We start from the raw sequence: 22948 nt of genomic DNA, 5'->3' as shown, positions 1-22948 counted from the left end.
TTCGCCATGGCCATTGCAGTGCCCCTCAACGAAGGCGCGGGTAAAAGCCTCAAGCAGCGCCTCAAGCATGCCGAGCGGGTCAACCGCTGGAAGGCCCAGGCGTTGATCGCGCCGCTGGCGCTGTTCCTCCTGCTGGTGTTCCTGGTGCCGATCGCGGCGCTGCTGTACAAGAGCGTCGGCAACCCCGAGGTGGTCGCCGGCCTGCCGCGCACCGTCGAGGCGGTGGCGCAGTGGGACGGCAAGAGCCTGCCCGGCGAGGAGGTCTACAAGGCCCTGGGCCAGGATCTGGCCGAGTCGCGCAAGAACCAGACCCTGGGCGATCTTTCCAAGCGCCTGAACATGGAGCTGGCCGGCTACCGCAGCCTGCTGGCCAAGACTGCGCGGGCGCTGCCGTTCAAGGCCGAGCCCGCGTCTTATAAAGATGCCCTGCAAGCGCTGGACGAGCGTTGGGGCGACCCGGCCTACTGGCAGGCGATCCGCCGCAACACCAGCACGGTCACCTCTTTCTATCTGCTGGCCTCCGTCGATCATCGCATCGACGACCTCGGCGAACTGGCCAAGGCCACGCCGGACCAGGCCATCTACCTGGATATCTTTGCCCGCACCCTGTGGATGGGCGTGGTGATCACCGCCATCTGCCTGGTGCTGGCCTACCCGCTGGCGTACCTGCTGGCCAACCTGCCGACCCGGCAGAGCAACCTGCTGATGATCCTGGTGCTGCTGCCGTTCTGGACCTCGATCCTGGTGCGGGTGGCGGCGTGGATCGTGCTGTTGCAGTCGGGCGGGCTGATCAACAGCGCGCTGATGGCCATCGGCATCATCGACCAACCGCTGGAGCTGGTGTTCAACCGCACCGGCGTGTACATCTCGATGGTGCACATCCTGCTGCCGTTCATGATCCTGCCGCTGTACAGCGTGATGAAGGGTATTTCGCCCAGTTACATGCGCGCGGCGATTTCCCTGGGTTGCCATCCGTTCGCCAGTTTCTGGCGGGTGTACTTCCCACAGACCTATGCCGGTGTCGGCGCCGGTTGCCTGCTGGTGTTCATCCTGGCCATCGGCTACTACATCACCCCGGCGCTGCTGGGCAGCCCGAACGACCAGATGGTCAGCTACTTCGTCGCCTTCTACACCAACACCAGCATCAACTGGGGCATGGCCACCGCTCTGGGCGGGCTGTTGCTGCTGGCGACCGTGCTGCTGTACCTGATCTATAGCTGGCTGGTCGGCGCCAGCCGCCTGCGCCTGAGCTGAGGAGCGTTGTCATGCTGAGCCCCTACATGTCGCCCGTGGAACGGGTGTGGTTCTACAGCCTGCGCATCCTGTGCGGCCTGATCCTGCTGTTCCTGGTATTGCCGGTGCTGGTGATCATCCCGCTGTCGTTCAACAGCGGGAGCTTCCTGGTGTACCCGCTGCAAGGTTTCTCGCTGCACTGGTACCAGGACTTCTTCGCTTCCGCTGAATGGATGCGCGCCCTGAAGAACAGCATCATCGTCGCCCCGGCGGCCACGGTGCTGGCCATGGTGTTCGGCACCCTGGCGGCCATCGGCCTGACCCGCGGCGACTTTCCCGGCAAGTCGCTGGTGATGGCGCTGGTGATTTCGCCGATGGTGGTGCCGGTGGTGATCATCGGCGTGGCCAGCTACCTGTTCTTCGCCCCGTTGGGCATGGGCAACAGCTTCACCTCGTTGATCCTGGTGCACGCGGTGCTGGGTGTGCCGTTCGTGATCATCACCGTGTCGGCCACGCTGCAGGGCTTCAACTACAACCTGGTGCGCGCGGCGGCCAGCCTCGGGGCCTCGCCATTGCTGGCCTTCCGTCGGGTGACCTTGCCGCTGATCGCCCCCGGGGTGATCTCCGGCGCGCTGTTCGCCTTCGCCACGTCGTTCGATGAGGTGGTGGTGACCCTGTTCCTCGCCGGGCCCGAGCAGGCGACCCTGCCACGGCAGATGTTCAGCGGCATTCGCGAGAACCTGAGCCCGACCATCGCGGCGGCGGCCACCTTGCTGATCGCCTTTTCGGTGATCCTGCTGCTGACCCTGGAGTGGCTGCGTGGGCGCAGCGAGAAGCTGAGGACCCAGCAGCCGGCCTGACTGCCGGGAGGGCTTTGCCCTCCTTTCGCGGCGCAAGGCCGCTCCTACAAGGGATCGCGGTCTCCTGTAGGAGCGGCCTTGTGCCGCGAAAGGGGGGCCAATTGATACCAATCAGCCCTCATCCGCTTCCCTGAGTTACAATGCGCGCCACCGTGATTCTGCCCAACAGGTGCGCCATGCAGCCCTTCGCTATTGCCCCCTCCATTCTGTCCGCCGATTTCGCCCGCCTGGGCGAGGACGTCGACAAGGTCCTGGCCGCCGGGGCCGACATCGTCCACTTCGATGTCATGGACAACCACTACGTGCCCAACCTGACCATCGGCCCGATGGTCTGCAGCGCCCTGCGCAAGTACGGCGTGACCGCGCCGATCGACGTGCACCTGATGGTCAGCCCGGTCGACCGCATCATCGGCGACTTCATCGAGGCCGGCGCCACCTACATCACCTTCCACCCGGAAGCCTCCCAGCACATCGACCGCTCGCTGCAACTGATCCGCGACGGCGGCTGCAAGGCCGGCCTGGTGTTCAACCCGGCCACCGGCCTGGATGCGCTGAAGTACGTGATGGACAAGGTCGACATGGTCCTGCTGATGAGCGTCAACCCAGGCTTCGGCGGGCAGAAGTTCATCCCCGGCACCCTCGACAAGCTGCGCGAAGCCCGCGCGCTGATCGACGCCAGTGGCCGTGACATCCGCCTGGAGATCGACGGCGGCGTCAACGTAGGCAATATCCGCGAGATCACCGCCGCCGGCGCTGACACCTTCGTGGCCGGCTCGGCGATCTTCAACGCCCCGGACTACAAGGAAGTCATCGACAAGATGCGTGCCGAAATGGCGCTGGCACGCGCATGAGCGGTTTCGAGCAGCTGTTCCCGGGGACACTGCCCAGGCTGGTGATGTTCGATCTGGATGGCACCCTGATCGATTCGGTACCCGACCTGGCCGCAGCTGTCGACCGCACGCTGCTCGAACTCGGGCGACCGCCCGCAGGCCTGGAGGCCGTGCGCCACTGGGTCGGCAACGGTGCCCAGGTGCTGGTGCGCCGGGCCCTGGCCGGCGATATCGATCACACCGCGGTGGACGACGAGCTGGCCGAACGCGCGCTGGCGCTGTTCATGGAAGCCTATGCCGACAACCATGAACTCACCGTGGTCTACCCCGGTGTACGCGATACCCTGCGCTGGCTGCGCAAGCAGGGCGTGGAGATGGCGCTGATCACCAACAAGCCCGAACGCTTCGTCGCCCCCTTGCTCGACCAGATGAAGATCGGCCGCTATTTCCGCTGGATCATCGGCGGTGACACCCTGCCACAGAAGAAACCCGACCCGGCGGCGCTGTTGTTCGTCATGAAAATGGCCGGCGTCAGTGCCGAACAATCGTTGTTCGTCGGCGATTCGCGCAGCGACGTGCTGGCCGCCAAGGCCGCCGGCGTCAAGTGCGTTGGCCTGAGCTACGGCTACAACCATGGCCGGCCGATCGGCGACGAGTCACCCAGCCTGGTCATCGACGACCTGCGCCTGCTGTTGCCCGGTTGCTTAGTCACCGACACTGGGATAACGTTGGCGGACCTTCAAGCCCCGCAAAGCAGAGACAACAACGTGGTGGTTACCGGCAAATTCTGGATGAAAGTCATCAAGGCCCTGGCCCGCTGGCGCTGGCGCGCCTGACTCCTGCCCACCGGCGCCTGCCGGTATATCCATTTGTCCGCCCCCATTGCTGCTTGCCCCGAGGCTACACATGACCCGCGAAGAATTCCTGCGCCTGGCCGCTGCCGGCTACAACCGTATTCCCCTGGCCTGCGAAACCCTGGCCGACTTCGACACGCCGCTGTCGATCTACCTGAAGCTGGCCGACCAGCCCAACTCCTACCTGCTCGAGTCCGTGCAGGGCGGCGAAAAATGGGGCCGCTATTCGATGATCGGCCTGCCGTCGCGCACCGTGCTGCGTGTGCACGGCTACCACGTCAGCATCCTGCAGGATGGCGTCGAGGTGGAAAGCCACGACGTCGAGGATCCGCTGGCCTTCGTCGAGACGTTCAAGGACCGCTACAAGGTCGCCGACATTCCCGGCTTGCCGCGTTTCAACGGCGGCCTGGTGGGCTATTTCGGCTATGACTGCGTGCGTTACGTGGAAAAACGCCTGGGCGCCAGCCCCAATCCGGATCCGCTGGGGGTGCCGGATATCCTGCTGATGGTCTCCGATGCCGTGGTGGTGTTCGACAACCTGGCGGGCAAGATGCACGCCATCGTGCTGGTCGACCCGGCCGAGACGCAGGCCTTCGAGCAAGGCCAGGCTCGCCTGCAGGGGCTTCTGGACACCCTGCGCCAGCCGATCACTCCGCGTCGTGGCCTGGACCTGAGCGGGCCGATGGCCGCCGAGCCGGCATTCCGCTCCAGCTACACACAAGCCGACTACGAAAACGCCGTGGGCCGCATCAAGGAATACATCCTGGCCGGTGACTGCATGCAGGTGGTGCCGTCCCAGCGCATGTCCATCGACTTCAAGGCCGCGCCCATCGACCTGTACCGGGCGCTGCGCTGCTTCAACCCGACGCCGTACATGTACTTCTTCAATTTCGGCGACTTCCATGTGGTCGGCAGTTCGCCGGAAGTGCTGGTGCGGGTCGAGGACAACCTGGTCACCGTGCGCCCGATCGCCGGTACCCGCCCACGCGGGACCACCGAAGAAGCCGACCGGGCGCTGGAAGACGACCTGCTGTCGGACGACAAGGAAATCGCCGAGCACCTGATGCTCATCGACCTGGGCCGCAATGACGTGGGCCGGGTGTCGGCCACCGGCAGCGTGCGCCTGACCGAGAAAATGGTGATCGAGCGGTACTCGAACGTCATGCATATCGTGTCCAACGTCACCGGCCAACTGCGTGACGGGCTGACGGCCATGGACGCGCTGCGGGCGATCCTGCCGGCCGGCACCCTCTCCGGTGCGCCGAAGATCCGTGCCATGGAGATCATCGACGAGCTGGAGCCGGTCAAGCGCGGTGTCTACGGCGGCGCGGTGGGCTACTTTGCCTGGAACGGCAACATGGACACCGCCATCGCCATCCGCACCGCGGTGATCAAGGACGGCGAACTGCATGTGCAGGCCGGTGGCGGCATCGTCGCCGACTCGGTGCCGGCGCTGGAGTGGGAAGAGACCATCAACAAGCGCCGGGCGATGTTCCGTGCGGTGGCGCTGGCCGAGCAGACCTCCGTCAAGTAGATCGATTGGGGCTGCTTTGCAGCCCATTCGCGGCTAAAGCCGCTCCCACAGATTGGCGTAGTACCTGTAGGAGCGGCTTTAGCCGCGAATGGGCCGCAGAGCGGCCCCAAAGAGCTAGAAGTCGACGCTGACCCCCAGGCTCACCCCTTGCTGGGTCAACTCATCACTCTTGCGCCAGTTATAGTTCCCCCGCAGGTTCACCCCCGGCACCAGTTCATGGCTCAGCCCCAGGCTGGCGCGGGTCAGGTTGCTGTGCGGCGTATACCCGGTCAGGGTGAAGTCGTTCGCCGGCAGGCTGGTCAGGTGCAGGCGCAGGTCCTGCTGATCGTCCTCGAACTCGTGCTCGCGGGCCACCTCGGCAAACAGCCTGGTCGTCGGCAGGAGCTGCACGCTCCCTAGCAGGCCGGCCCCCAGCCGGCGCGATGTGCGCTCCTGATCGTCGAAGCCGAGCGCCGTGGAGCGGCCGCTTTTCTCGTCATACCCATCGACCTTGACCCGCGCATAGTCGGCGCTGATGAACGGTGCCAGTTGCCAGCGGCTGCTCTCGGCCGCCAGGTTGTAGCCCACCCGGCCGGTGACGGCCCAGGCTTCGCCATTGGAATCGCCTTTCTCGCTGCGGTCATTCACCCCCAAGGCGAAGGTGCGTTTGAGGTCGCGATAGTCCAGGTGCCCGGCGGTCAGCGCCGCGTCGGCCCACCAGCGATCCTGGCGGAACTGGGCGAAGGCACTGGCAAGGTAGCTGTCGAGCTTGTAGTCGGAATCCTCCTGGCCGGCCTCGAGCTTTTGCCGGTACACGCCCGCTGCCAGCCCCACGCGCCAGGCGTCATCCAGCCGATAGCTGCCGCCGAGGGTCAGGTTGTAGCCGCGCCCGTCGCCACTGGCGGCGCTGCGCTGGCTGCCGAAATCCAGGTCCTGGCCGCCGGTGGCGACGAACGCCTGCCATTGACCGACCGCCTGCCAGGGCGTCTGCCACTGGTTGCGCAGTTCATCCTGGTGGGCGCGGATACTGGCGTGGGCGATTTCCGGCAGCAGGGTCAGTTCCCAGGGCGCGGCGAGGATCGAATAGGCGTAGTCGGCAATCAGTTGCTGACCGGCGATGGTCGGGTGCACCGAGTCGTTGAACAGCAGCCGGGTCGGGTCCGGCGTCGTGCCGTTCGCCCCGTAGACCGGGTTGCCCACGCAGCCGTCGCCGCTGTAGCAGGTGCCGACCAGGTTCTGGTCGGCGGCCAGGCCGAACTGGGCGGGGCTGGCCAGGGCCTCGCGTAGCAGTACTGGGACATTGAGCGGGATGATCTCGGCGTCGATCTGCCCGAGCCGGTTGACCAGCGACTGGTTGAACACGCCGGACAGTTGCGACAGCGGCCCTTGCTGGGGCGTGCCGCTGAAGTTCGGTGTCTGCCCCAGGTCCGGCAGCAGCCAGACCATGATGTAGCGCGCGCCGCCCTGTTGCAGCGCCTGCGCACTGGCCGCCAGGCGGGCACCGGCGGCGGCCGCGTCGGCGGGGCTGTTGACCAGACCCTGGAGGAAGTCGTTGCCGCCACCGGTCAGGTAGTACAGGGCATTGGGATCGGCCCGCAGGCCGTTGGCCAGGTAACCGTCACGCTCGCGCAGAACCGTGCCGGCGCCGGGGCGACCGGGTGGGATGACGGCTTGCGAGGTGTCGGTGATCGAGTCGAGGATCTGCTGCGTGGTGTAGCCGCCCACGGCCCAATTGTTGCCGTCCGGGGTGCCTTGCAGCTGGTTGGTCAGCGACGTCGAGGGCCCCAGGCTTGTGCCGGAAAAGCCCAGCCTGCCACCCAGGATCATCGGCGACACCGGCGCGTAGTTGCCATTGGCATCGCGGTTGGTGAAGCGCATGCCTGGCGTGCCGCCGGTCAGGTCGGGGAACTGCCCGGCGTCGCTGAGGCTGTCACCGAAGACGATGAGTGATGCGTAGGGGGAGGGCGCGGCCATGATGGCCTGGCTGCAGGTGAGGGCGAGCATGCCGAGGGTGACGTGCAGGAATGGGGTCTTGCGCATGCATGAATATCCTTTTCGTTGTTTTTATTAAGGCAAGCCGCATGAACATAGCAAATCGCCGGTCTTTGCCCAGCATGGCAATGTTTTTCCAGTGTTTAGGGGCATATTGCACCCGCCGCCCCGGTAGGTTACTGTCCCGGAACGTATGAACGAGACCTACCCTGTGTTGATCGTCAGCAAACTCTTGATGCGCGTTATCAAGGCCGTCGCCCGTTGGCGTTGGCGCGCCTGACTTTTTCTCCTGCCGGTTCGCCCGGCCCGTCCCCGTTTGCCTTCCCCACTTGTTCCGTCAACCGCCCCGTGCGGGATCGGCCGCATTCATGAGCGGCAGCGGAAGGCTCGAATCAAAAGTCAGTATTCAAGAGGTTCGTTGCAGATGTTACTGATGATCGACAACTACGACTCCTTCACCTACAACGTCGTGCAGTACCTTGGCGAGCTGGGTGCCGAGGTCAAGGTCATTCGCAATGACGAAATGACCATCGCCCAGATCGAAGCCCTGAACCCCGAGCGCATCGTCGTCTCCCCGGGCCCGTGCACGCCGAGCGAAGCCGGGGTCTCCATCGAGGCCATCCTGCACTTCGCCGGCAAGCTGCCGATCCTGGGCGTCTGCCTGGGCCACCAGTCCATCGGCCAGGCCTTCGGCGGCGACGTGGTACGCGCCCGCCAGGTGATGCACGGCAAGACCAGCCCGGTGCTGCACCGTGACCTGGGCGTGTTCGCCGGCCTGAACAACCCGCTCACCGTGACCCGCTACCACTCGCTGGTGGTCAAGCGCGAAACCCTGCCCGACTGCCTGGAGGTAACCGCCTGGACCGCCCACGCAGACGGCTCCGTCGACGAAATCATGGGCCTGCGTCATAAAACCCTGAACGTCGAAGGGGTACAGTTCCATCCCGAATCCATCCTCACCGAGCAGGGCCACGAGCTGTTCGCCAATTTCCTCAAGCAGACCGGCGGACGCCGTTAAGGACCGATCATGGATATCAAGACCGCTTTGAGCCGTATCGTCGGCCACCTGGATTTGTCCACCGAGGAAATGCGCGACGTCATGCGCCAGATCATGACCGGCCAGTGCAGCGAGGCGCAGATCGGCGCTTTCCTCATGGGCATGCGCATGAAGAGCGAAAGCATCGACGAGATCGTCGGCGCGGTGTCGGTGATGCGTGAGCTGGCCGACAAGGTCGAGCTGAAGACCCTCGACGGCGTGGTCGACATCGTCGGCACCGGCGGTGATGGCGCCAACATCTTCAACGTGTCGACTGCTTCGGCCTTTGTGCTGGCTGCAGCTGGTTGCACCGTGGCCAAGCATGGCAACCGTGCGGTTTCCGGCAAGAGTGGCAGCGCCGATCTGCTGGAAGCCGCCGGTATCTACCTGAACCTGACCCCGGTCCAGGTCGCCCGCTGCATCGATAGCCTCGGCATCGGTTTCATGTTCGCCCAGACCCATCACAGTGCCATGAAGCACGCCGCCGGCCCGCGTCGCGACCTGGGCCTGCGCACCCTGTTCAACATGCTCGGCCCGCTTACGAATCCGGCCGGTGTGAAACACCAGGTGGTCGGGGTCTTCACCCAGGCCCTGTGCCGCCCGTTGGCCGAGGTGCTACAGCGCCTGGGCAGCAAGCATGTGCTGGTGGTGCACTCGAAGGACGGTCTGGACGAGTTCAGCCTGGCCGCGCCGACCTTCGTCGCCGAACTGAAGAATGACCAGATCACCGAGTACTGGGTCGAGCCGGAAGACCTCGGCATGAAGAGCCAGAGCCTGCATGGCCTGGCGGTCGAGGGGCCGCAGGCATCGCTGGAGCTGATCCGTGACGCCCTGGGCCGGCGCAAGACCGAGAACGGCCAGAAGGCCGCCGAGATGATCGTGCTCAACGCTGGCGCGGCGCTGTATGCCGCCGACCACGCGATGACCCTGGCCCAGGGTGTCGAGCTGGCCCACGATGTGCTGCACACCGGGCTGGCCTGGGAGAAACTGCAGGAGCTGGGCGCCTTTACTGCGGTATTCAAGGTGGAGAACGAAGCATGAGCGTACCGACGGTGCTGGAAAGGATCATCGCCCGCAAATTCCAGGAAGTGGCCGAGCGCAGCGCGCGGGTCAGCCTGGCTGAACTCGAGCGTCTGGCCAAGGCCGCTGATGCGCCCCGTGGCTTTGCCAAGGCGCTGATCGAGCAGGCCAAGCGCAAGCAGCCCGCGGTGATCGCCGAAATCAAGAAGGCCTCGCCAAGCAAGGGCGTGATCCGCGAAAACTTCGTACCGGCGGAGATTGCCGTCAGCTACGAGAAAGGCGGGGCGACCTGCCTGTCGGTGCTGACCGACGTGGACTACTTCCAGGGTGCCGACGTCTACCTGCAGCAGGCGCGCGCCGCCGTTTCGCTGCCGGTGATCCGCAAGGACTTCATGGTCGATCCGTACCAGATCGTCGAAGCCCGTGCGCTGGGCGCCGACTGCGTGCTGCTGATCGTATCGGCGCTGGACGACGTGAAGATGGCCGAGCTGGCCGCCACCGCCAAGGACGTCGGCCTCGACGTGTTGGTCGAAGTGCATGACGGTGATGAGCTGGAACGTGCGTTGAAGACCCTCGACACCCCGTTGGTCGGGGTCAACAACCGCAACCTGCATACCTTCGAAGTCAGCCTGGAGACTACCCTCGACCTGCTGCCACGCATCCCCCGCGATCGCCTGGCCATCACCGAGAGCGGCATCCTCAACCGTGCCGATGTCGAGCTGATGGAAATCAACGAGGTGTATTCGTTCCTGGTCGGCGAGGCGTTCATGCGCGCCGAGCAGCCAGGGTTGGAGCTGCAGCGGCTGTTCTTCCCCGAACAGGTGAAGAAGACTGTTCTGCAACTGGACTGATTTAAACGAAGCCGGCGTTACGCCGGCTTTTTTGTAGGCCTGCCCCGGCCCTTTCGCGGGTAAACCCGCTCCCACAGGACTTCTGTCGCTCTCAAGGAGTGTGCAGCACCTGTGGGAGCGGGTTTACCCGCGAAGAGGCCATAGAATCCAACATCAATGGTGGATCAATGACCGATCAACCCCTTGCCCTCACCGTCGAACAAGGCCTGCACGCCGAACAGGACCTGCTGGCCGCCGTCTGCCGCGGCGAGCGCGAATCCGGCGTGCTGTTCTGGCGCCCGACCGACCATGCCCTGGTCATGCCCCGGCGCATGAGCCGCCTGGACAACTTCGAGGCCGCCTGTGCCGAGCTGGCCATCGCCGGCTGGCCGGTGCTGCTGCGTGAAACCGGAGGCGAGCCCGTGCCGCAATCCCATGCGACCGTCAACGTGGCGCTGGTCTACGTGGCCCCGCGCAGCGAGGGTGACCAGGGCCGCATCGAGAATGCCTACGAGCGTCTGTGCCTGCCGCTGTGCGACGTGCTGCGCGAATGGGGTGGTGTCGCCTCGGTGGGGGAGATCGACGGCGCCTTCTGCGATGGCCGCTACAACGTCAACCTCAATGGCCGCAAGCTGGTCGGCACGGCCCAGCGCTGGCGCCAGGGGATGGGGGGCAAGCGCCCGGTGGTGTTGGTGCATGGCGCGCTGTTGCTGGACAACGAACGCGAATCGATGGTCGCGGCGGTCAACCGCTTCAATGAGTGCTGCGAGCTGGACCAGCGCTGCCGCGCCGACAGCCATATCGCCCTGCACGAGGTGGCGCCTACCGCCCCTTGGTTCGAGCGCTTGAGCCAGGCCTATGAGCAAGTGTTGGCGGAGCTGCCGCAGGATTAACGGGTGCCGTAGACCACCATGGTCTTGCCCTTGACCTGCACCAGGCTGCGCTCCTCGAGGTCCTTGAGGACGCGGCCGACCATCTCCCGTGAACAACCGACGATACGACCGATCTCCTGGCGGGTGATCTTGATCTGCATGCCGTCGGGGTGGGTCATGGCGTCGGGTTGCTTGCACAGGTCGAGCAGGCAGCGGGCGACCCGTCCGGTGACATCGAAAAACGCCAGGTCGCCGACCTTGCGGGTGGTGTTGCGCAGGCGCTGGGCCATCTGGCTGCCCAGGGCATAGAGGATTTCCGGCTCCAGGCGTACCAGCTCACGGAATTTGTCGTAGCCGATCTCGGCCACTTCGCACTCGGTCTTGGCACGCACCCAGGCGCTGCGTTGATGTTCCTGGCCTGCCGGCTCGAACAGCCCCAGCTCACCGAAGAAATCGCCACTGTTGAGGTAGGCGATGATCATCTCGTGGCCGTCGTCGTCCTCGATCAGGATGGTCACCGAGCCCTTGATGATGAACGACAAGGTCTCGGCCCGGTCGCCGGCACAGATGATGTTGCTTTTGGCGGCATAGCGACGGCGTTGGCAGTGGGCCAGCAGCTTGTCGATGTTCTTGATCTTGGGTGGCAGGGCTGAGGAGACCATCACGAAATCCTGTTCGATGCGACGCATTGGCTTTTTATAGGGGCTGCCTGGCAGCATGCGCCAGTCATTTGGCGCCAGCTTATCAGACACTTCAACTTGAATCGGCACAAAAGCGACGCGGCTTGAGCTTTTCCGACAGCCTCGCAAGGTCTAAGCTGACACCCTTTTACGAGATCGGGAGTCCGGATAGATGAAGGCACGCATCCAGTGGGCCGGTGAAGCGATGTTCCTTGGCGAGTCGGGGAGCGGCCATGTCGTGGTCATGGACGGTCCGCCTGAAGCCGGGGGCCGCAACCTGGGCGTGCGCCCGATGGAGATGCTCCTGCTTGGCCTCGGTGGCTGCAGCAGCTTCGACGTGGTCAGCATTCTCAAGAAGTCGCGCCAGGCCGTGGAAAGCTGCGAGGCCTTCCTGGAAGCCGAACGCGCCAATGAGGACCCCAAGGTGTTCACCAAGATCCACCTCAACTTCGTGGTCAAGGGCCGTGGCTTGAAGGAGGCGCAGGTCAAGCGTGCGGTCGAGCTGTCGGCGGAGAAGTACTGCTCGGCGTCGATCATGCTGGATCGCGCGGGCGTCGAGATCACGCACGGTTACGAAATTGTCGAACTTGGTTGATGTGCAGGAGCGCCTGCTCTTCAGGCGCTCTGTCTGCGCAACCGCTCGATACCCAGCAGCAGTGCGAGCCCTGGGATGAGGGCAAGCAACAACCAATGCGTGTTCATGCCCAGCAGCATGACAAGCTCCAGGCCGCTCCAGGTACTGCCGTAGCTTTCGGCAAAGTTCAGGCATTGCAATTGCGCGACCATGATCGCCAGCAGCACATAAGTGTGGATGAGCGTTCGACGATTGCGGATAAAACAGCCGAACAGCAGAAACAGCAATAGCCCGGGTACGGCGAAGAGCAGCAGTTCCAACGCACTGTTGCTGTCGGGCTCGACGAGATCTGGCAGTTCCAGGCTGAATCCGGTTTGCCTGAGACCGCCGGTCATCAGGCAAACAAAGAGATAGGCAACCAGTATCAGCCCAAGGCCTTGCAGCAGGCGAGCGGTGAGCATGCGAACGCTCAACGCCGCAATGCCGGCAGCAGTTGCAAAAGGCCGGCAGGTATTTTTGCCCGCAGGTGCGCACTCAATGTTTCACGTCGCTTCTGATAGAGCACGCCCAGGCCGATGACCGCGAGGCCGATCAGGGTCAGCACTACCGGGAACAGCAGGGAGTCGGCGAAGACCTCGTAGGAAAGGTAACCCAGGTAAGCCGCCACACCCATTGCGCCGAACACCATGAACACCGGCCTGCGCAACAGCACTGCCAGGCTCATCAACCCCAGGTTGATCAGGCAGTACAGGAACTTGCCCCATTCACTCCCGCTGTCCAATAGCGTCAGCCCGCCCCAGAATGCCGCCAGCCCGGCCAGGTAGCCCCAGAAGGCATAGTCCCGCGCTGTGCGCCCGTCCACCACGAGAAATACCAGCAGCATGCCAAGGCCAAACCACAGCGACACGGTGCGGCGTTGCTCCCAGTCGAAGAGATCGCCATGCAACCATTCGGTGAGGTCCATCGACATGAACCACAAAGCCACGGCAATCGGCATGACGATGAAGGGGAAGGGCACCAGGCGCAACATCAGCAGGCCGGCCAGCACGGTTGCCGCTTCCATGGCCAGCCAACCACCCTGCACATAGGTGTAGTACTGGTGGTAATCGCCCTGGGCATCCTCCAGTGGCCACCAGCCGACCAACCGCTCAACGGCGAACACCGCCAGTGGAACGATACTGACTGCCACCGCTGCCAGTACTCCCGCAGCAACAGGTTGGCCACGGCGTTGCAGTGACAGGGCAAACAAGGTGATCGCGGCAATATAGAGCAGGGCGATCGTCAGTAGCGCTGAGTCGCCGATGCGCATCCAGGCTTCCGTGAGCAGCCAGCCCATGGCCCCCATGATCAGCAGGGCTCCGAAGTAGAACGCAACGTGAGCCAGCTGGAAGCTGCCGGAGGCCTGCGGTTGCTGGCGCAGGAAGTCCACCAGTGCACGGTCCTGGCCGGGCTGCAGTACCCCGGCGCTCACGGCGCGTGCCAGGTCCCTGGCGTCGAAGCGTTCCATGGCGAGTGCCTCAGATCCGGTAGGTGCTCTTGGTCATGACCTTGGCCAGCAGGCTCATGCCAAAGCGCACGGGGGCCGGAAAACGGTACCCGCCGGCTTCCAGCGCGGACTCGGCGTGGTGTTCCTCGTCGACACGCATCTGCTCGAGGATGGCGCGGGACTTGCCGTCGTTCTCGGGGATCTGCTCCAGGTGTTCGTCCAGGTGCTTGCACACCTGATGCTCGGTGGCGGCGACGAAGCCCAGGCTGACCTTGTCGCTGACCAGCCCGGCGAGGGCGCCGATGCCGAACGACAGGCCGTAGAACACAGGGTTGAGCACGCTGGGGTGGCTGTTGAGCTGGCGAATGCGCTGCTCGCACCAGGCCAGGTGGTCGATTTCTTCTTCCGCCGCATGCTCCATGGCCTTGCGCACCTGGGGCAGCTTGGCGGTCAGGGCCTGGCCCTGGTACAGCGCCTGGGCGCAGACTTCGCCGGTGTGGTTGATGCGCATCAGGCCGGCGATATGGCGGGTCTGCTGCTCGTCGAGTTCGGCGTCCGGCTGGATGATTGCCGGGGATGGGCGGGCGGGTTGGCCGCTGAAGGGCAGCAAGGTGCGCATGGCGGTATCGGCCTGCAGCAACAAGCGGTCGAGCGGCGAGTAGTGACGTTCGGTAGCCATCGGGCACCTCCGCTGAAGTGATGCCCGACAGTCTACCTCAATACCCCTGGGCAGGCTTGCCTTGGATCAGCCCGGCGGCCAGTGCATCTGGCGCTGGCCAAGCACGTGCATGTGGATGTGGTAGACGGTCTGGCCGCCCTGCTCGTTGCAGTTCATCACCACGCGGAAGCCCTCTTCGCAGCCGAGTTCCCGGGCCAGGCGCTGGGCGGTGAACAGGATGTGGCCGGCCAGGCCTTTGTCCTCTTCGGTCAGGTCGTTGAGGGTGCGGATGTGTTTCTTCGGGATGACCAGGAAATGGACCGGGGCCTGGGGGGCGATATCGTGGAAGGCCAGGACCTGGTCGTCTTCGTAGATGATCTTCGCCGGGATCTCCCGGTTGATGATTCTGAGGAATAAATCGTCCACAGCACGTGCTCCATGGTGAGTGTCGGGGCTGAGTGTACTGAGCCCGCCGCCGCTCGCCCAGTGGCTATTCCATGCCGATCGGGCAATAGCGGCGATGGATCATCCCGGCCAGCTTGCGTGTCAGCCAGCGCGGCAGCAGGCGCGGGGCGAAGGCCAGCCAGCGGTTGCGCCGGCCGGGCAGGATCAGCGCGCGGTTGCGGTCCAGGGCGCGGACGGTGTACAGGGCGATTTCCTCGGGGCTCAGGCAGCGGCTGTTGCCATCGAGCCGGGGGATGCGGCGCCTGGCCGAGCGCACCGGCCCCGGGCACAGCACCGAGACCTTGATCCCGGTCCGTCGCAGTTCCTCGCGCAGGGCCTCGGAGAAACTCAGCACATAGGCCTTGCTCGCCGCGTAGGCAGCCATCCACGGGCCTGGTGCGACGCCGGCCAGCCCCGCGACGTTGAGGATCTGCCCGCCGCCCTGGATCGCCATCAGGTTGCCAATGGCATGGCACAGGCGGCTCAGGGCGAGGATATTGACCTCGAGCAGGTCCTGTTCATCGGCCCACTCATGGGCCAGGAACGGCCCATAGGTACGCTGCCCCGCGCAATTCACCAGCAGGTCGATGCGCCGCTCGCCTTCCTCCAGCTCGAGGACGAAGCCAGACAGGCGTAGAGGCTGGCTGAGGTCGCAGGCACGGAACAGCACTTCCACGCCAAAGCGTTGGGTGAGCTCGATGGCCACCGGCTCCAGCGTCTCGCGCTGGCGCGCCACCAGGATCAGGTTGCGCCCGCGCCGTGCCAGGGCTTCCGCCAGGGCCAGGCCCAGGCCGCTGGAAGCTCCGGTGATCATGGCGTAACGGGTCATGCAAGGCTCCTGGGGCGAAAGGGGCGCCTAGTTTACAGCGTGGCCGAATTGCTACAAGGCGTTGCCGTGCAGCTGCTGGCTACGCTCCAGGGCTGTCCGGTATTCGTTGTGCAAGCGCCCGATCAGTTCGGCGGCCGTGGGCAGGTCATGGATCTCACCGACCCCCTGGCCGGCCGACCAGACGGTCTTCCAGGCCTTGGCCTCTTCATCCAGGGGTTTGAGCTTGCCGGCTTCATGGCCACTCTTCAGTGCCGCCAGGTCGTAGCCGGCCTGCTCCAGGCTCTGGCGCAGGAAACTGGCGGGGATGCCGGACACCGCCGGGGTATGCACGATATCGGCGGCCCCGGCACCCAGGATCATCTGCTTGTAGGCGTCCTGGGCCTGGCTCTCGCGGGTGGCGATGAAGCGGGTGCCCATGTAGCCGAGGTCGGCCCCCAGCAATTGCGCAGCCAGCAGTTCATGGCCATGGTTCAGGCAACCGGCCAGCAGCAGGGTCTTGTCGAAGAACTGGCGGATCTCCGCGACCAGGGCGAACGGGCTCCAGGTCCCGGCATGCCCGCCGGCGCCGGCGGCCACGGCGATCAGCCCGTCGACGCCGGCCTCGGCGGCCTTCTCGGCGTGGCGACGGGTGGTCACGTCATGGAACACCAGGCCACCATAGCTGTGCACCGCGTCGACCACCTCCTTCACCGCGCCGAGGCTGGTGATGACGATGGGCACGCGATGTTCGACGCACAGTGCCAGGTCGGCCTGCAGGCGCGGATTGGTCGGGTGCACGATCAGGTTGACCGCATAGGGCGCGGGCGCCTGCAGCTCGGCCAGTCCGGCCTCGATCTCCTCCAGCCAGGCCTTGAACCCTGCGCTGTCACGCTGGTTCAGGGCCGGGAAGCTGCCCACCACGCCATTGGCGCAGCAGGCGAGCACCAGCCGGGGATTGGAGATCAGGAACATCGGCGCCGCCACCAGGGGCAGGCGCAGGCGTTGTTCGAGCGAGGCGGGCAGGGACATGGCGAAACTCCTGTAGGCGGGTGGATATCGTCAGAACGGTTTGACCACCACGAGAATTACGACGCCCAGCAGCATCAGCACCGGTGCCTCGTTGAACCAGCGGTAGTACACATGGCTGCGGGTGTTGGTGCCGGCGGCGAAGCGTTTGCGCTGGGCGCCGCACATGTGATGGTAGACGGTGAGCAGGACCACCAGGGTGAGCTTGGCGTGCAGCCAGCCCTGGCTCAGCCAGCCGGGGTTCAGGTACAGCATCCAGCCGCCGAACACATAGGTGGCGATCATCGCCGGGTTCATGATGCCCCGGTACAGCTTGCGCTCCATGGTGGTGAAGCGCTCGAGGCTGATGCTGTCCTGGCTCTGGGCGTGATAGACGAACAGGCGTGGCAGGTAGAACAGGCCGGCGAACCAGCAGACCACGCTGACGATATGCAGCGCCTTGATCCATAGATAGAGCATGGGGAGTTCCTTCAGGTTTTCACGGTCGTCAGATAGTAGAGGCCAAGGGCCCGAAGGGTCATCCCAAGAGTTGTTACAGGCGCCCTTGGCCCCTATTATCGTGCGCTTTCCAGTGGTCTCGTTGATAAGGGGCAAGCGTCATGATCAAGGTCGGTATCGTCGGCGGCACGGGTTACACCGGTGTCGAACTGCTGCGTCTGTTGGCGCAGCACCCACAGGCCGAAGTGGCGGTCATCACTTCGCGCTCCGAAGCGGGCGTGGCGGTTGCCGACATGTACCCGAACCTGCGCGGCCATTACGATGGCCTGGCGTTCAGCGTGCCGGACAGCAAGACCCTGGCGGCCTGCGACGTGGTGTTCTTCGCCACGCCCCACGGCGTCGCCCACGCCCTGGCGGGCGAACTGCTGGCGGCCGGCACCAAGGTCATCGACCTGTCCGCCGACTTCCGCCTGCAGGACGCCGCCGAATGGGGCAAGTGGTACGGCCAGCCCCATGGTGCGCCTGAGCTGCTCAAGGACGCCGTCTACGGCTTGCCCGAGGTGAACCGCGAGAAGATCCGCCAGGCGCGCCTGATTGCCGTGCCGGGTTGCTACCCGACCGCCACCCAGCTGGGCTTGTTGCCACTGCTGGAAGCCGGCCTGGCCGACCCGTCGCGACTGATCGCCGACTGCAAGTCGGGCGTCAGCGGTGCCGGCCGCGGCGCTGCGGTAGGTTCGCTGTTCTGCGAGGCCGGTGAAAGCATGAAGGCCTACGCGGTCAAGGGCCACCGTCACCTGCCGGAGATCAGCCAGGGCCTGCGCCAGGCGGCGGGCAAGGACATCGGCCTGACTTTTGTGCCGCACCTGACCCCGATGATCCGTGGCATCCATGCCACCCTGTACGCGACGGTCGCCGATACCTCGGTCGACCTGCAGGCGTTGTTCGAGAAACGCTACGCCAACGAACCGTTCGTCGACGTCATGCCGGCCGGCAGCCACCCGGAAACCCGCAGCGTGCGCGGTGCCAACGTCTGCCGCATCGCCGTGCACCGGCCTCAGGGCGGTGACCTGGTGGTGGTGCTGTCGGTGATCGACAACCTGGTCAAGGGCGCGTCGGGCCAGGCGGTGCAGAACCTCAACATCCTGTTCGGTCTCGACGAGCGCATGGGCTTGTCCCACGCCGGGCTGCTGCCGTAAGCCGGCCGTCGTTGCCAAGGCCCGCCTCGTGCGGGCCTTTTTCATGGGGGCGACTAAAGCCGCACAATTCTTGACCGATTTTCTCGGACAAGCGGATAATACCCGCCATCGAGTTTTATGGCGGCACTGCGCCGGGAGAATCAACATGAGCGTCGAAACCTTCACCCCCACGGCTTTGGAGTTCACTCCCGGGGCTGCGCACAAGGTGAAAACCCTGGTCAGCGAAGAGGGCAACGAGCGGCTGAAGCTGCGTGTGTTCGTGACCGGCGGCGGCTGCTCGGGCTTCCAGTATGGTTTCACCTTTGATGAAGACGTGGCCGACGACGACACCATCGTCGAGCGCGAAGGTGTTGCGCTGGTCGTCGACCCGATGAGCTACCAGTACCTGGCGGGCGCCGAAGTCGACTACCAGGAAGGCCTGGAAGGTTCGCGCTTCGTGATCAAGAACCCGAACGCCACCACTACCTGCGGTTGCGGTTCGTCGTTCTCGATCTGATCCGCGCCCCGCTGTGAAAACGCCGCGCAATTGCGCGGCGTTTTGCATTCTGGTGGGTCAGGCGGGGTAGATCGCGCCGAGGATGCGCAGGCCGCGGGCGGCGGTCACGCTGGGGCGGTTGGCCGGGATGCCCTCCAGGCAGCAATGGGCCAGCCAGGCGAAGGCCATGGCCTCGACCCAGTCGGGGTCCACGCCATGTGCCGCGGTGCTGGCGACCTTGGCGCTCGGCAGCAGGGCCGCCAGGCGCGCCATCAATGCGCCGTTGCGCGCACCTCCACCACAGACCAGCAAGGCCTCGGTGCCGTCCTGGGCCTGGCGCAGCGAGTCGATGATGCTGCTCGCCGTCAGTTCCAGCAGGGTGGCCTGGACATCTTCGTCACGGTAGGCCGGCAGGCGCGCCAGGTGTGCATCCAGCCAGGGCAGGTTGAAGACCTCGCGGCCGGTGCTCTTCGGGCCGTTGCCGGCGAAGAACGGGTCGCTCAGCAAAGCGTTCAGCAGGTCCTGGCGGACGCTGCCGCTGGCCGCCCAGGCGCCATTGGCATCGAAGGCCTGGCCCCGCTTGCGTTCGATCCATGCGTCCAGCAGCACGTTACCCGGGCCGCAGTCGAAGCCGTGTACCGGTTGGTCGCGCTCGATCAGGCTCAGGTTGCTGAAGCCCCCGACGTTCAGGATTGCCAGGCGCTGGCCGAGGTGACCGAACAACGATTCGTGGAATGCCGGTACCAAGGGCGCACCCTGGCCGCCAGCTGCCACGTCGCGGCGGCGAAAATCGCCTACTACGCAAATACCGGTGAGCTCGGCCAGCAGGGCCGGGTTGCCGATCTGCACGGTAAAGCCACGGGCCGGCTCATGGCGAACCGTCTGGCCGTGGCTGCCGATGGCGCGGATGGCGTCGGGCGCCAGGCCCTGGGCGGCCAGCAGATGATTGATGCCCTGTGCTGCCAGGGTGGCCCAGCGGTTTTCCGCCAGGGCCGCGCGGGCGATCTCGTCGGGGCCGCTGGCGCAGAGGCCGAGCAGGTCCTGGCGCAGGTCGACGGGCATGGGGATGTAATGGGTGGCGAGCAGCCGCAGCTGCTCGTCTTGCTCGATCAGGGCGATGTCCAGGCCATCAAGGCTGGTGCCGGACATCACCCCCAGGTAGAGCGCCATGTCAGCGCTTGTTGGCGGCGAGCAGGGTGGCCTTTTCCTGATCCATGCGGGCGATCAGGGGCTGGCTCTGCTGGTTGAAGCGCTGGCGCTCGGCCTTGGCGATCGGGTCGGCCATCGGCACCTTCTGGCTCAGCGGGTCGACGTGGACACCGTTGACCTGGAACTCGTAGTGCAGGTGCGGGCCGGTCGACAAGCCGGTGGTGCCAATGTAGCCGATGATCTGACCCTGCTTGACGCTGGAGCCGGTCTTGATGCCCTTGGCGAAGCCCTGCATGTGGCCGTAGAGGGTCTTGTACGAATTGCCATGGGCGATGATCACGGTGTTGCCGTAGCCGCCGCGGCGGCCGGCCAGTTCGATGCGACCGTCGCCGGCGGCCTTGATCGGTGTGCCGCGTGGCGCGGCGTAGTCGACGCCCTTGTGCGCACGGATCTTGTTGAGGATCGGGTGCTTGCGCCCGGCGGAGAAGCGCGAGCTGATGCGGGCGAAGTCCACCGGGGTGCGGATGAACGCCTTGCGCAGGCTGTTGCCGTCGGCGGTGTAGTAGTTGGTGTTGCCCTGCTTGTTGGTGTAGCGCACGGCGGTGTAGGTCTTGCCGCGGTTGGTGAAGCGGGCGGAGAGGATGTTGCCGGTGCCGACCACCTTGCCGTCCATCATCTTCTGCTCGTAGACCACGTCGAATTCGTCGCCAGGGCGGATGTCCTGGGCGAAGTCGATGTCGTAGCCGAGGATCCGCGCCATGTCCATGGTCATGCTGTGGGACAGGCCGGCGCGCTGGGCGGAGGCGGACAGCGAGCTCTTGATCACGCCATGGGCGTAGGCGGTACGGACCACCGGCTTGCTGACCTCGCGTTCGAAGGCGAAGCCCTTTTCGGTCCTGTTCAGGCGGATGGTCTCGAGGTTGCTGACCTTGCTGTGCAGGCTGGTCAGCTGGCCGTCCTTGTCCAGTTCGAACTGCAGCACCTGGCCGTGCTTGAGCTGGCTGAACTGCTTGGCCTGCTTGTTGCTCGCCAGGACGTCATGGACGGCGTTGGCCGGCAGGCCGACCTTGTTGAACAGGGTGGAAAGCGTATCGCCGCGGCTGACCACTACTTCACGGTGGCCTGGGGCCTTCTCTTCCGGCTTGGCGGCGGGGGCCGGTGTCGGCTCCGCCTTGGCGGTCTCGGGCTCGGCGCCGTCGATCTGGGCGAATGGCGAGTCGCTGCCCTGTCCTGCCTCTACCAGGGGGGCGCTGCGGGACTCGTCCTTGAGCTGTTCTGCCGGGCTTTCGAGCTCCAGGCTGAGGGTGGTTTTCTTGGCTTCCACTTCGCTGGAAGGGAAGACCAGCAAGGCCAGGCTGAGGAGGGCGGCAATGCCGCTTGCGGCCAACAGATGGCTTTTCGGATAAAGCGGGGGCGCTTTAGGCGTTTCGTTGGTCATAGATAAGGTGACTTTGAAAAGGTGAAATGGAAAAGATGAATGACATGATGAAGATGAAATAACTGTATAAAATATAACCAAATCCATTCTCACGCAAGGGCGCGTAGACGTTGCGGTGCGCCGTTCGGGTCACAATCCTTTGCGAAACTTGTATTTGATGGCCGATCTTGTATGGTTGGCTCCCCTTGAATCCTAGCGTTGCGGGTCTGTCTATGAAGTCGGTTGAAGAGCAGCTGGCGCTTATCAAGCGCGGTGCGGAAGAGGTACTGGTCGAATCGGAACTGGTGGAGAAGCTCAAGCGTGGCCAACCGCTGCGCATCAAGGCGGGCTTCGATCCAACCGCGCCCGACCTGCATCTGGGGCACACGGTGCTGATCAACAAGCTGCGCCAGTTCCAGGAGCTGGGGCATCAGGTCATCTTCCTGATCGGCGACTTCACCGGCATGATCGGCGACCCGAGCGGCAAGAGCGCCACCCGCCCACCGCTGACCCGCGAGCAGGTGCTGGATAACGCCGAGACCTACAAGCAGCAAGTGTTCAAGATCCTCGACCCGGCGAAGACCGAGGTGGCGTTCAACTCCACCTGGATGGACAAGCTCACGCCTGCCGACTTCATTCGCCTGGCCTCGCAGTACACCGTGGCGCGCATGCTCGAGCGCGACGACTTCGACAAGCGCTACACCACCAACCAGCCGATCGCGATCCATGAGTTCCTCTATCCGCTGGTGCAGGGTTACGACTCCGTCGCCTTGAAGGCCGATGTCGAACTGGGCGGCACCGACCAGAAGTTCAACCTGCTGATGGGGCGCGAGTTGCAGCGCGCCTACGGTCAGGAGGCGCAGAACATCGTCACCATGCCGCTGCTCGAAGGGCTGGATGGCGTGAAGAAGATGTCCAAGTCGTTGGGCAATTATGTCGGTATCCAGGAAGCGCCTGGGGTGATGTACAGCAAACTTGTGTCGATTCCCGACACCTTGATGTGGCGTTACTTCGAGCTGCTGAGCTTCCGTTCGATGGAAGAGATCGATCAGTTCCGGGCGGATGTCGAGAACGGCGTCAACCCGCGCGACATCAAGATCAAGCTGGCCGAGGAGATCGTGGCTCGCTTCCATGGTGAAGAGGCTGCGGCCAATGCGCACCGTGCCGCGGGCAACCGCATGAAGGAAGGCGAGTTGCCGGAGGATCTGCCGGAGATCGAAGTGGCCGCTGCTGAAGATCTGCCGATCGCTGCTGTGTTGAACCGGGCTGGCCTGGTGAAGAACTCGGCGCAGGCGCGAGATCTGCTCGGCGCCGGTGCGGTCAAGGTGGATGGTGTGGTGGTCGACCGTGACTTCATGTTTGTGGTTGGTGCGACCCATGTGTGCCAGGCGGGCAAGAAGGCGTTTGCCCGGGTCAGCCTCAAGGCGGAGTGATCGCCTGGTGGTGTAGCTATATAGAAGCGGGGAGGCAGGTAGGTCTCCCCGCTTTTGTTTTTGGGGTTGCTTATATAGGTGTTGGGGCTGGAGGGTGCCTGTCTTGGGGTTGGGTTGTGTGTGC

General features: G+C 64.6%; 24 protein-coding genes. 13 read left to right on the top strand and 11 right to left on the bottom strand.

The window, feature by feature from the left end:
• Positions 1 to 6: 6 nt before the first annotated feature.
• The 5 genes from PRtIB026_RS00900 to trpE all read left to right on the top strand — a co-directional run bounded on the left by PRtIB026_RS00900 (position 7) and on the right by trpE (position 5311).
• A complete protein-coding gene (locus PRtIB026_RS00900; RefSeq protein WP_203649943.1) occupies positions 7 to 1254 on the top strand; it encodes an ABC transporter permease in 1248 nt (415 codons plus the stop codon).
• Positions 1255 to 1265: 11 nt separating this feature from the next.
• Positions 1266 to 2093, top strand: coding sequence for an ABC transporter permease (locus tag PRtIB026_RS00895; protein ID WP_028689019.1), 828 nt, complete (start codon positions 1266 to 1268; stop codon positions 2091 to 2093).
• Positions 2094 to 2269: 176 nt separating this feature from the next.
• Positions 2270 to 2944, top strand: a complete 675-nt coding sequence (gene rpe, locus PRtIB026_RS00890; RefSeq protein ID WP_203649945.1) for a ribulose-phosphate 3-epimerase — start codon at positions 2270 to 2272, stop codon at positions 2942 to 2944.
• Entirely contained in the window at positions 2941 to 3759 is an 819-nt protein-coding gene (locus PRtIB026_RS00885) for a phosphoglycolate phosphatase (RefSeq protein ID WP_203649947.1), read from the top strand. The genes rpe and PRtIB026_RS00885 overlap by 4 nt, the downstream gene beginning before the upstream one ends.
• 70 nt (positions 3760 to 3829) lie before the next feature.
• On the top strand, positions 3830 to 5311 hold the full coding sequence (gene trpE / locus PRtIB026_RS00880; RefSeq protein ID WP_203649949.1) for an anthranilate synthase component I: 1482 nt from the start codon (positions 3830 to 3832) through the stop codon (positions 5309 to 5311).
• A gap of 114 nt (positions 5312 to 5425) precedes the next feature.
• Here trpE and estP read toward each other — a convergent pair whose 3' ends face one another.
• Complete coding sequence (gene estP / locus PRtIB026_RS00875; RefSeq protein ID WP_203649958.1) at positions 5426 to 7330, bottom strand: esterase EstP; 1905 nt, start codon at positions 7328 to 7330, stop codon at positions 5426 to 5428.
• A 376-nt stretch (positions 7331 to 7706) separates the two neighbouring features.
• Here estP and PRtIB026_RS00870 point away from each other — a divergent pair, with 376 nt between their 5' ends.
• The 4 genes from PRtIB026_RS00870 (at position 7707) to PRtIB026_RS00855 (ending at position 11061) form a co-directional block, all read left to right on the top strand.
• Positions 7707 to 8300: an aminodeoxychorismate/anthranilate synthase component II gene (locus tag PRtIB026_RS00870; protein WP_110734621.1), complete on the top strand. Its 594-nt coding sequence runs from the start codon at positions 7707 to 7709 to the stop codon at positions 8298 to 8300.
• 9 nt (positions 8301 to 8309) lie between these two features.
• Entirely contained in the window at positions 8310 to 9359 is a 1050-nt protein-coding gene (gene trpD, locus PRtIB026_RS00865; protein ID WP_186731674.1) for an anthranilate phosphoribosyltransferase, read from the top strand.
• Positions 9356 to 10189 carry an indole-3-glycerol phosphate synthase TrpC gene (trpC, locus tag PRtIB026_RS00860; protein ID WP_203649961.1) on the top strand — a complete coding sequence of 278 codons (834 nt, stop codon included), beginning with the start codon at positions 9356 to 9358 and terminating at the stop codon, positions 10187 to 10189. The genes trpD and trpC overlap by 4 nt, the downstream gene beginning before the upstream one ends.
• 167 nt (positions 10190 to 10356) lie before the next feature.
• The gene (locus tag PRtIB026_RS00855) at positions 10357 to 11061 is read left to right on the top strand and encodes a lipoate--protein ligase family protein (RefSeq protein WP_203649963.1); all 705 of its coding nucleotides are present in this window, start codon (positions 10357 to 10359) and stop codon (positions 11059 to 11061) included.
• Here PRtIB026_RS00855 and crp read toward each other — a convergent pair.
• Positions 11058 to 11702 carry a cAMP-activated global transcriptional regulator CRP gene (gene crp / locus PRtIB026_RS00850; protein ID WP_050703538.1) on the bottom strand — a complete coding sequence of 215 codons (645 nt, stop codon included), beginning with the start codon at positions 11700 to 11702 and terminating at the stop codon, positions 11058 to 11060. The two genes, PRtIB026_RS00855 and crp, sit on opposite strands and share 4 nt — an antisense overlap.
• Positions 11703 to 11892: 190 nt before the next feature.
• Here crp and PRtIB026_RS00845 point away from each other — a divergent pair, with 190 nt between their 5' ends.
• Positions 11893 to 12315 carry an OsmC family protein gene (locus PRtIB026_RS00845; RefSeq protein ID WP_110734630.1) on the top strand — a complete coding sequence of 141 codons (423 nt, stop codon included), beginning with the start codon at positions 11893 to 11895 and terminating at the stop codon, positions 12313 to 12315.
• Between the two features lie 20 nt (positions 12316 to 12335).
• On the opposite strand, the gene PRtIB026_RS00840 is transcribed toward PRtIB026_RS00845, so the two are convergent.
• From PRtIB026_RS00840 to hemJ, 7 genes are all read right to left on the bottom strand, one after another.
• Positions 12336 to 12755, bottom strand: coding sequence for a hypothetical protein (locus PRtIB026_RS00840; RefSeq protein ID WP_203649965.1), 420 nt, complete (start codon positions 12753 to 12755; stop codon positions 12336 to 12338).
• An 8-nt stretch (positions 12756 to 12763) separates the two neighbouring features.
• Positions 12764 to 13801: a DUF2157 domain-containing protein gene (locus tag PRtIB026_RS00835; RefSeq protein ID WP_203649967.1), complete on the bottom strand. Its 1038-nt coding sequence runs from the start codon at positions 13799 to 13801 to the stop codon at positions 12764 to 12766.
• A gap of 10 nt (positions 13802 to 13811) precedes the next feature.
• Complete coding sequence (gene coq7, locus PRtIB026_RS00830) at positions 13812 to 14459, bottom strand: 2-polyprenyl-3-methyl-6-methoxy-1,4-benzoquinone monooxygenase (RefSeq protein ID WP_110734634.1); 648 nt, start codon at positions 14457 to 14459, stop codon at positions 13812 to 13814.
• A 66-nt stretch (positions 14460 to 14525) separates the two neighbouring features.
• The gene (locus tag PRtIB026_RS00825) at positions 14526 to 14864 is read right to left on the bottom strand and encodes a histidine triad nucleotide-binding protein (protein ID WP_110734636.1); all 339 of its coding nucleotides are present in this window, start codon (positions 14862 to 14864) and stop codon (positions 14526 to 14528) included.
• Between the two features lie 64 nt (positions 14865 to 14928).
• Positions 14929 to 15711 (bottom strand): SDR family NAD(P)-dependent oxidoreductase, encoded by a 783-nt coding sequence (locus PRtIB026_RS00820; protein WP_110734638.1) that lies wholly within the window; start codon positions 15709 to 15711, stop codon positions 14929 to 14931.
• Between the two features lie 51 nt (positions 15712 to 15762).
• The gene (locus PRtIB026_RS00815) at positions 15763 to 16719 is read right to left on the bottom strand and encodes an NAD(P)H-dependent flavin oxidoreductase (protein WP_203649969.1); all 957 of its coding nucleotides are present in this window, start codon (positions 16717 to 16719) and stop codon (positions 15763 to 15765) included.
• Positions 16720 to 16749: 30 nt separating this feature from the next.
• On the bottom strand, positions 16750 to 17175 hold the full coding sequence (gene hemJ / locus PRtIB026_RS00810; RefSeq protein WP_203649978.1) for a protoporphyrinogen oxidase HemJ: 426 nt from the start codon (positions 17173 to 17175) through the stop codon (positions 16750 to 16752).
• Positions 17176 to 17315: 140 nt separating this feature from the next.
• Between hemJ and argC the strand changes: the two genes are divergently transcribed.
• Positions 17316 to 18350 carry an N-acetyl-gamma-glutamyl-phosphate reductase gene (gene argC, locus PRtIB026_RS00805; RefSeq protein ID WP_186731668.1) on the top strand — a complete coding sequence of 345 codons (1035 nt, stop codon included), beginning with the start codon at positions 17316 to 17318 and terminating at the stop codon, positions 18348 to 18350.
• Between the two features lie 145 nt (positions 18351 to 18495).
• Positions 18496 to 18846 carry an iron-sulfur cluster insertion protein ErpA gene (erpA, locus tag PRtIB026_RS00800; protein ID WP_050703544.1) on the top strand — a complete coding sequence of 117 codons (351 nt, stop codon included), beginning with the start codon at positions 18496 to 18498 and terminating at the stop codon, positions 18844 to 18846.
• Positions 18847 to 18903: 57 nt separating this feature from the next.
• Here erpA and PRtIB026_RS00795 read toward each other — a convergent pair whose 3' ends face one another.
• Together PRtIB026_RS00795 and PRtIB026_RS00790 are read right to left on the bottom strand one after the other, a co-directional pair.
• The gene (locus PRtIB026_RS00795) at positions 18904 to 19995 is read right to left on the bottom strand and encodes an anhydro-N-acetylmuramic acid kinase (RefSeq protein ID WP_203649980.1); all 1092 of its coding nucleotides are present in this window, start codon (positions 19993 to 19995) and stop codon (positions 18904 to 18906) included.
• A 1-nt stretch (position 19996) separates the two neighbouring features.
• Positions 19997 to 21412: a peptidoglycan DD-metalloendopeptidase family protein gene (locus tag PRtIB026_RS00790; protein ID WP_203649982.1), complete on the bottom strand. Its 1416-nt coding sequence runs from the start codon at positions 21410 to 21412 to the stop codon at positions 19997 to 19999.
• 212 nt (positions 21413 to 21624) lie between these two features.
• Here PRtIB026_RS00790 and tyrS point away from each other — a divergent pair, with 212 nt between their 5' ends.
• The gene (gene tyrS / locus PRtIB026_RS00785; RefSeq protein WP_203649984.1) at positions 21625 to 22824 is read left to right on the top strand and encodes a tyrosine--tRNA ligase; all 1200 of its coding nucleotides are present in this window, start codon (positions 21625 to 21627) and stop codon (positions 22822 to 22824) included.
• Positions 22825 to 22948 lie beyond the last annotated feature (124 nt).

The organism is Pseudomonas sp. RtIB026, from assembly GCF_016861355.2.
Lineage (GTDB): Bacteria > Pseudomonadota > Gammaproteobacteria > Pseudomonadales > Pseudomonadaceae > Aquipseudomonas > Aquipseudomonas peradeniyensis.
This window is presented reverse-complemented; position numbering and strand designations above follow the sequence as displayed.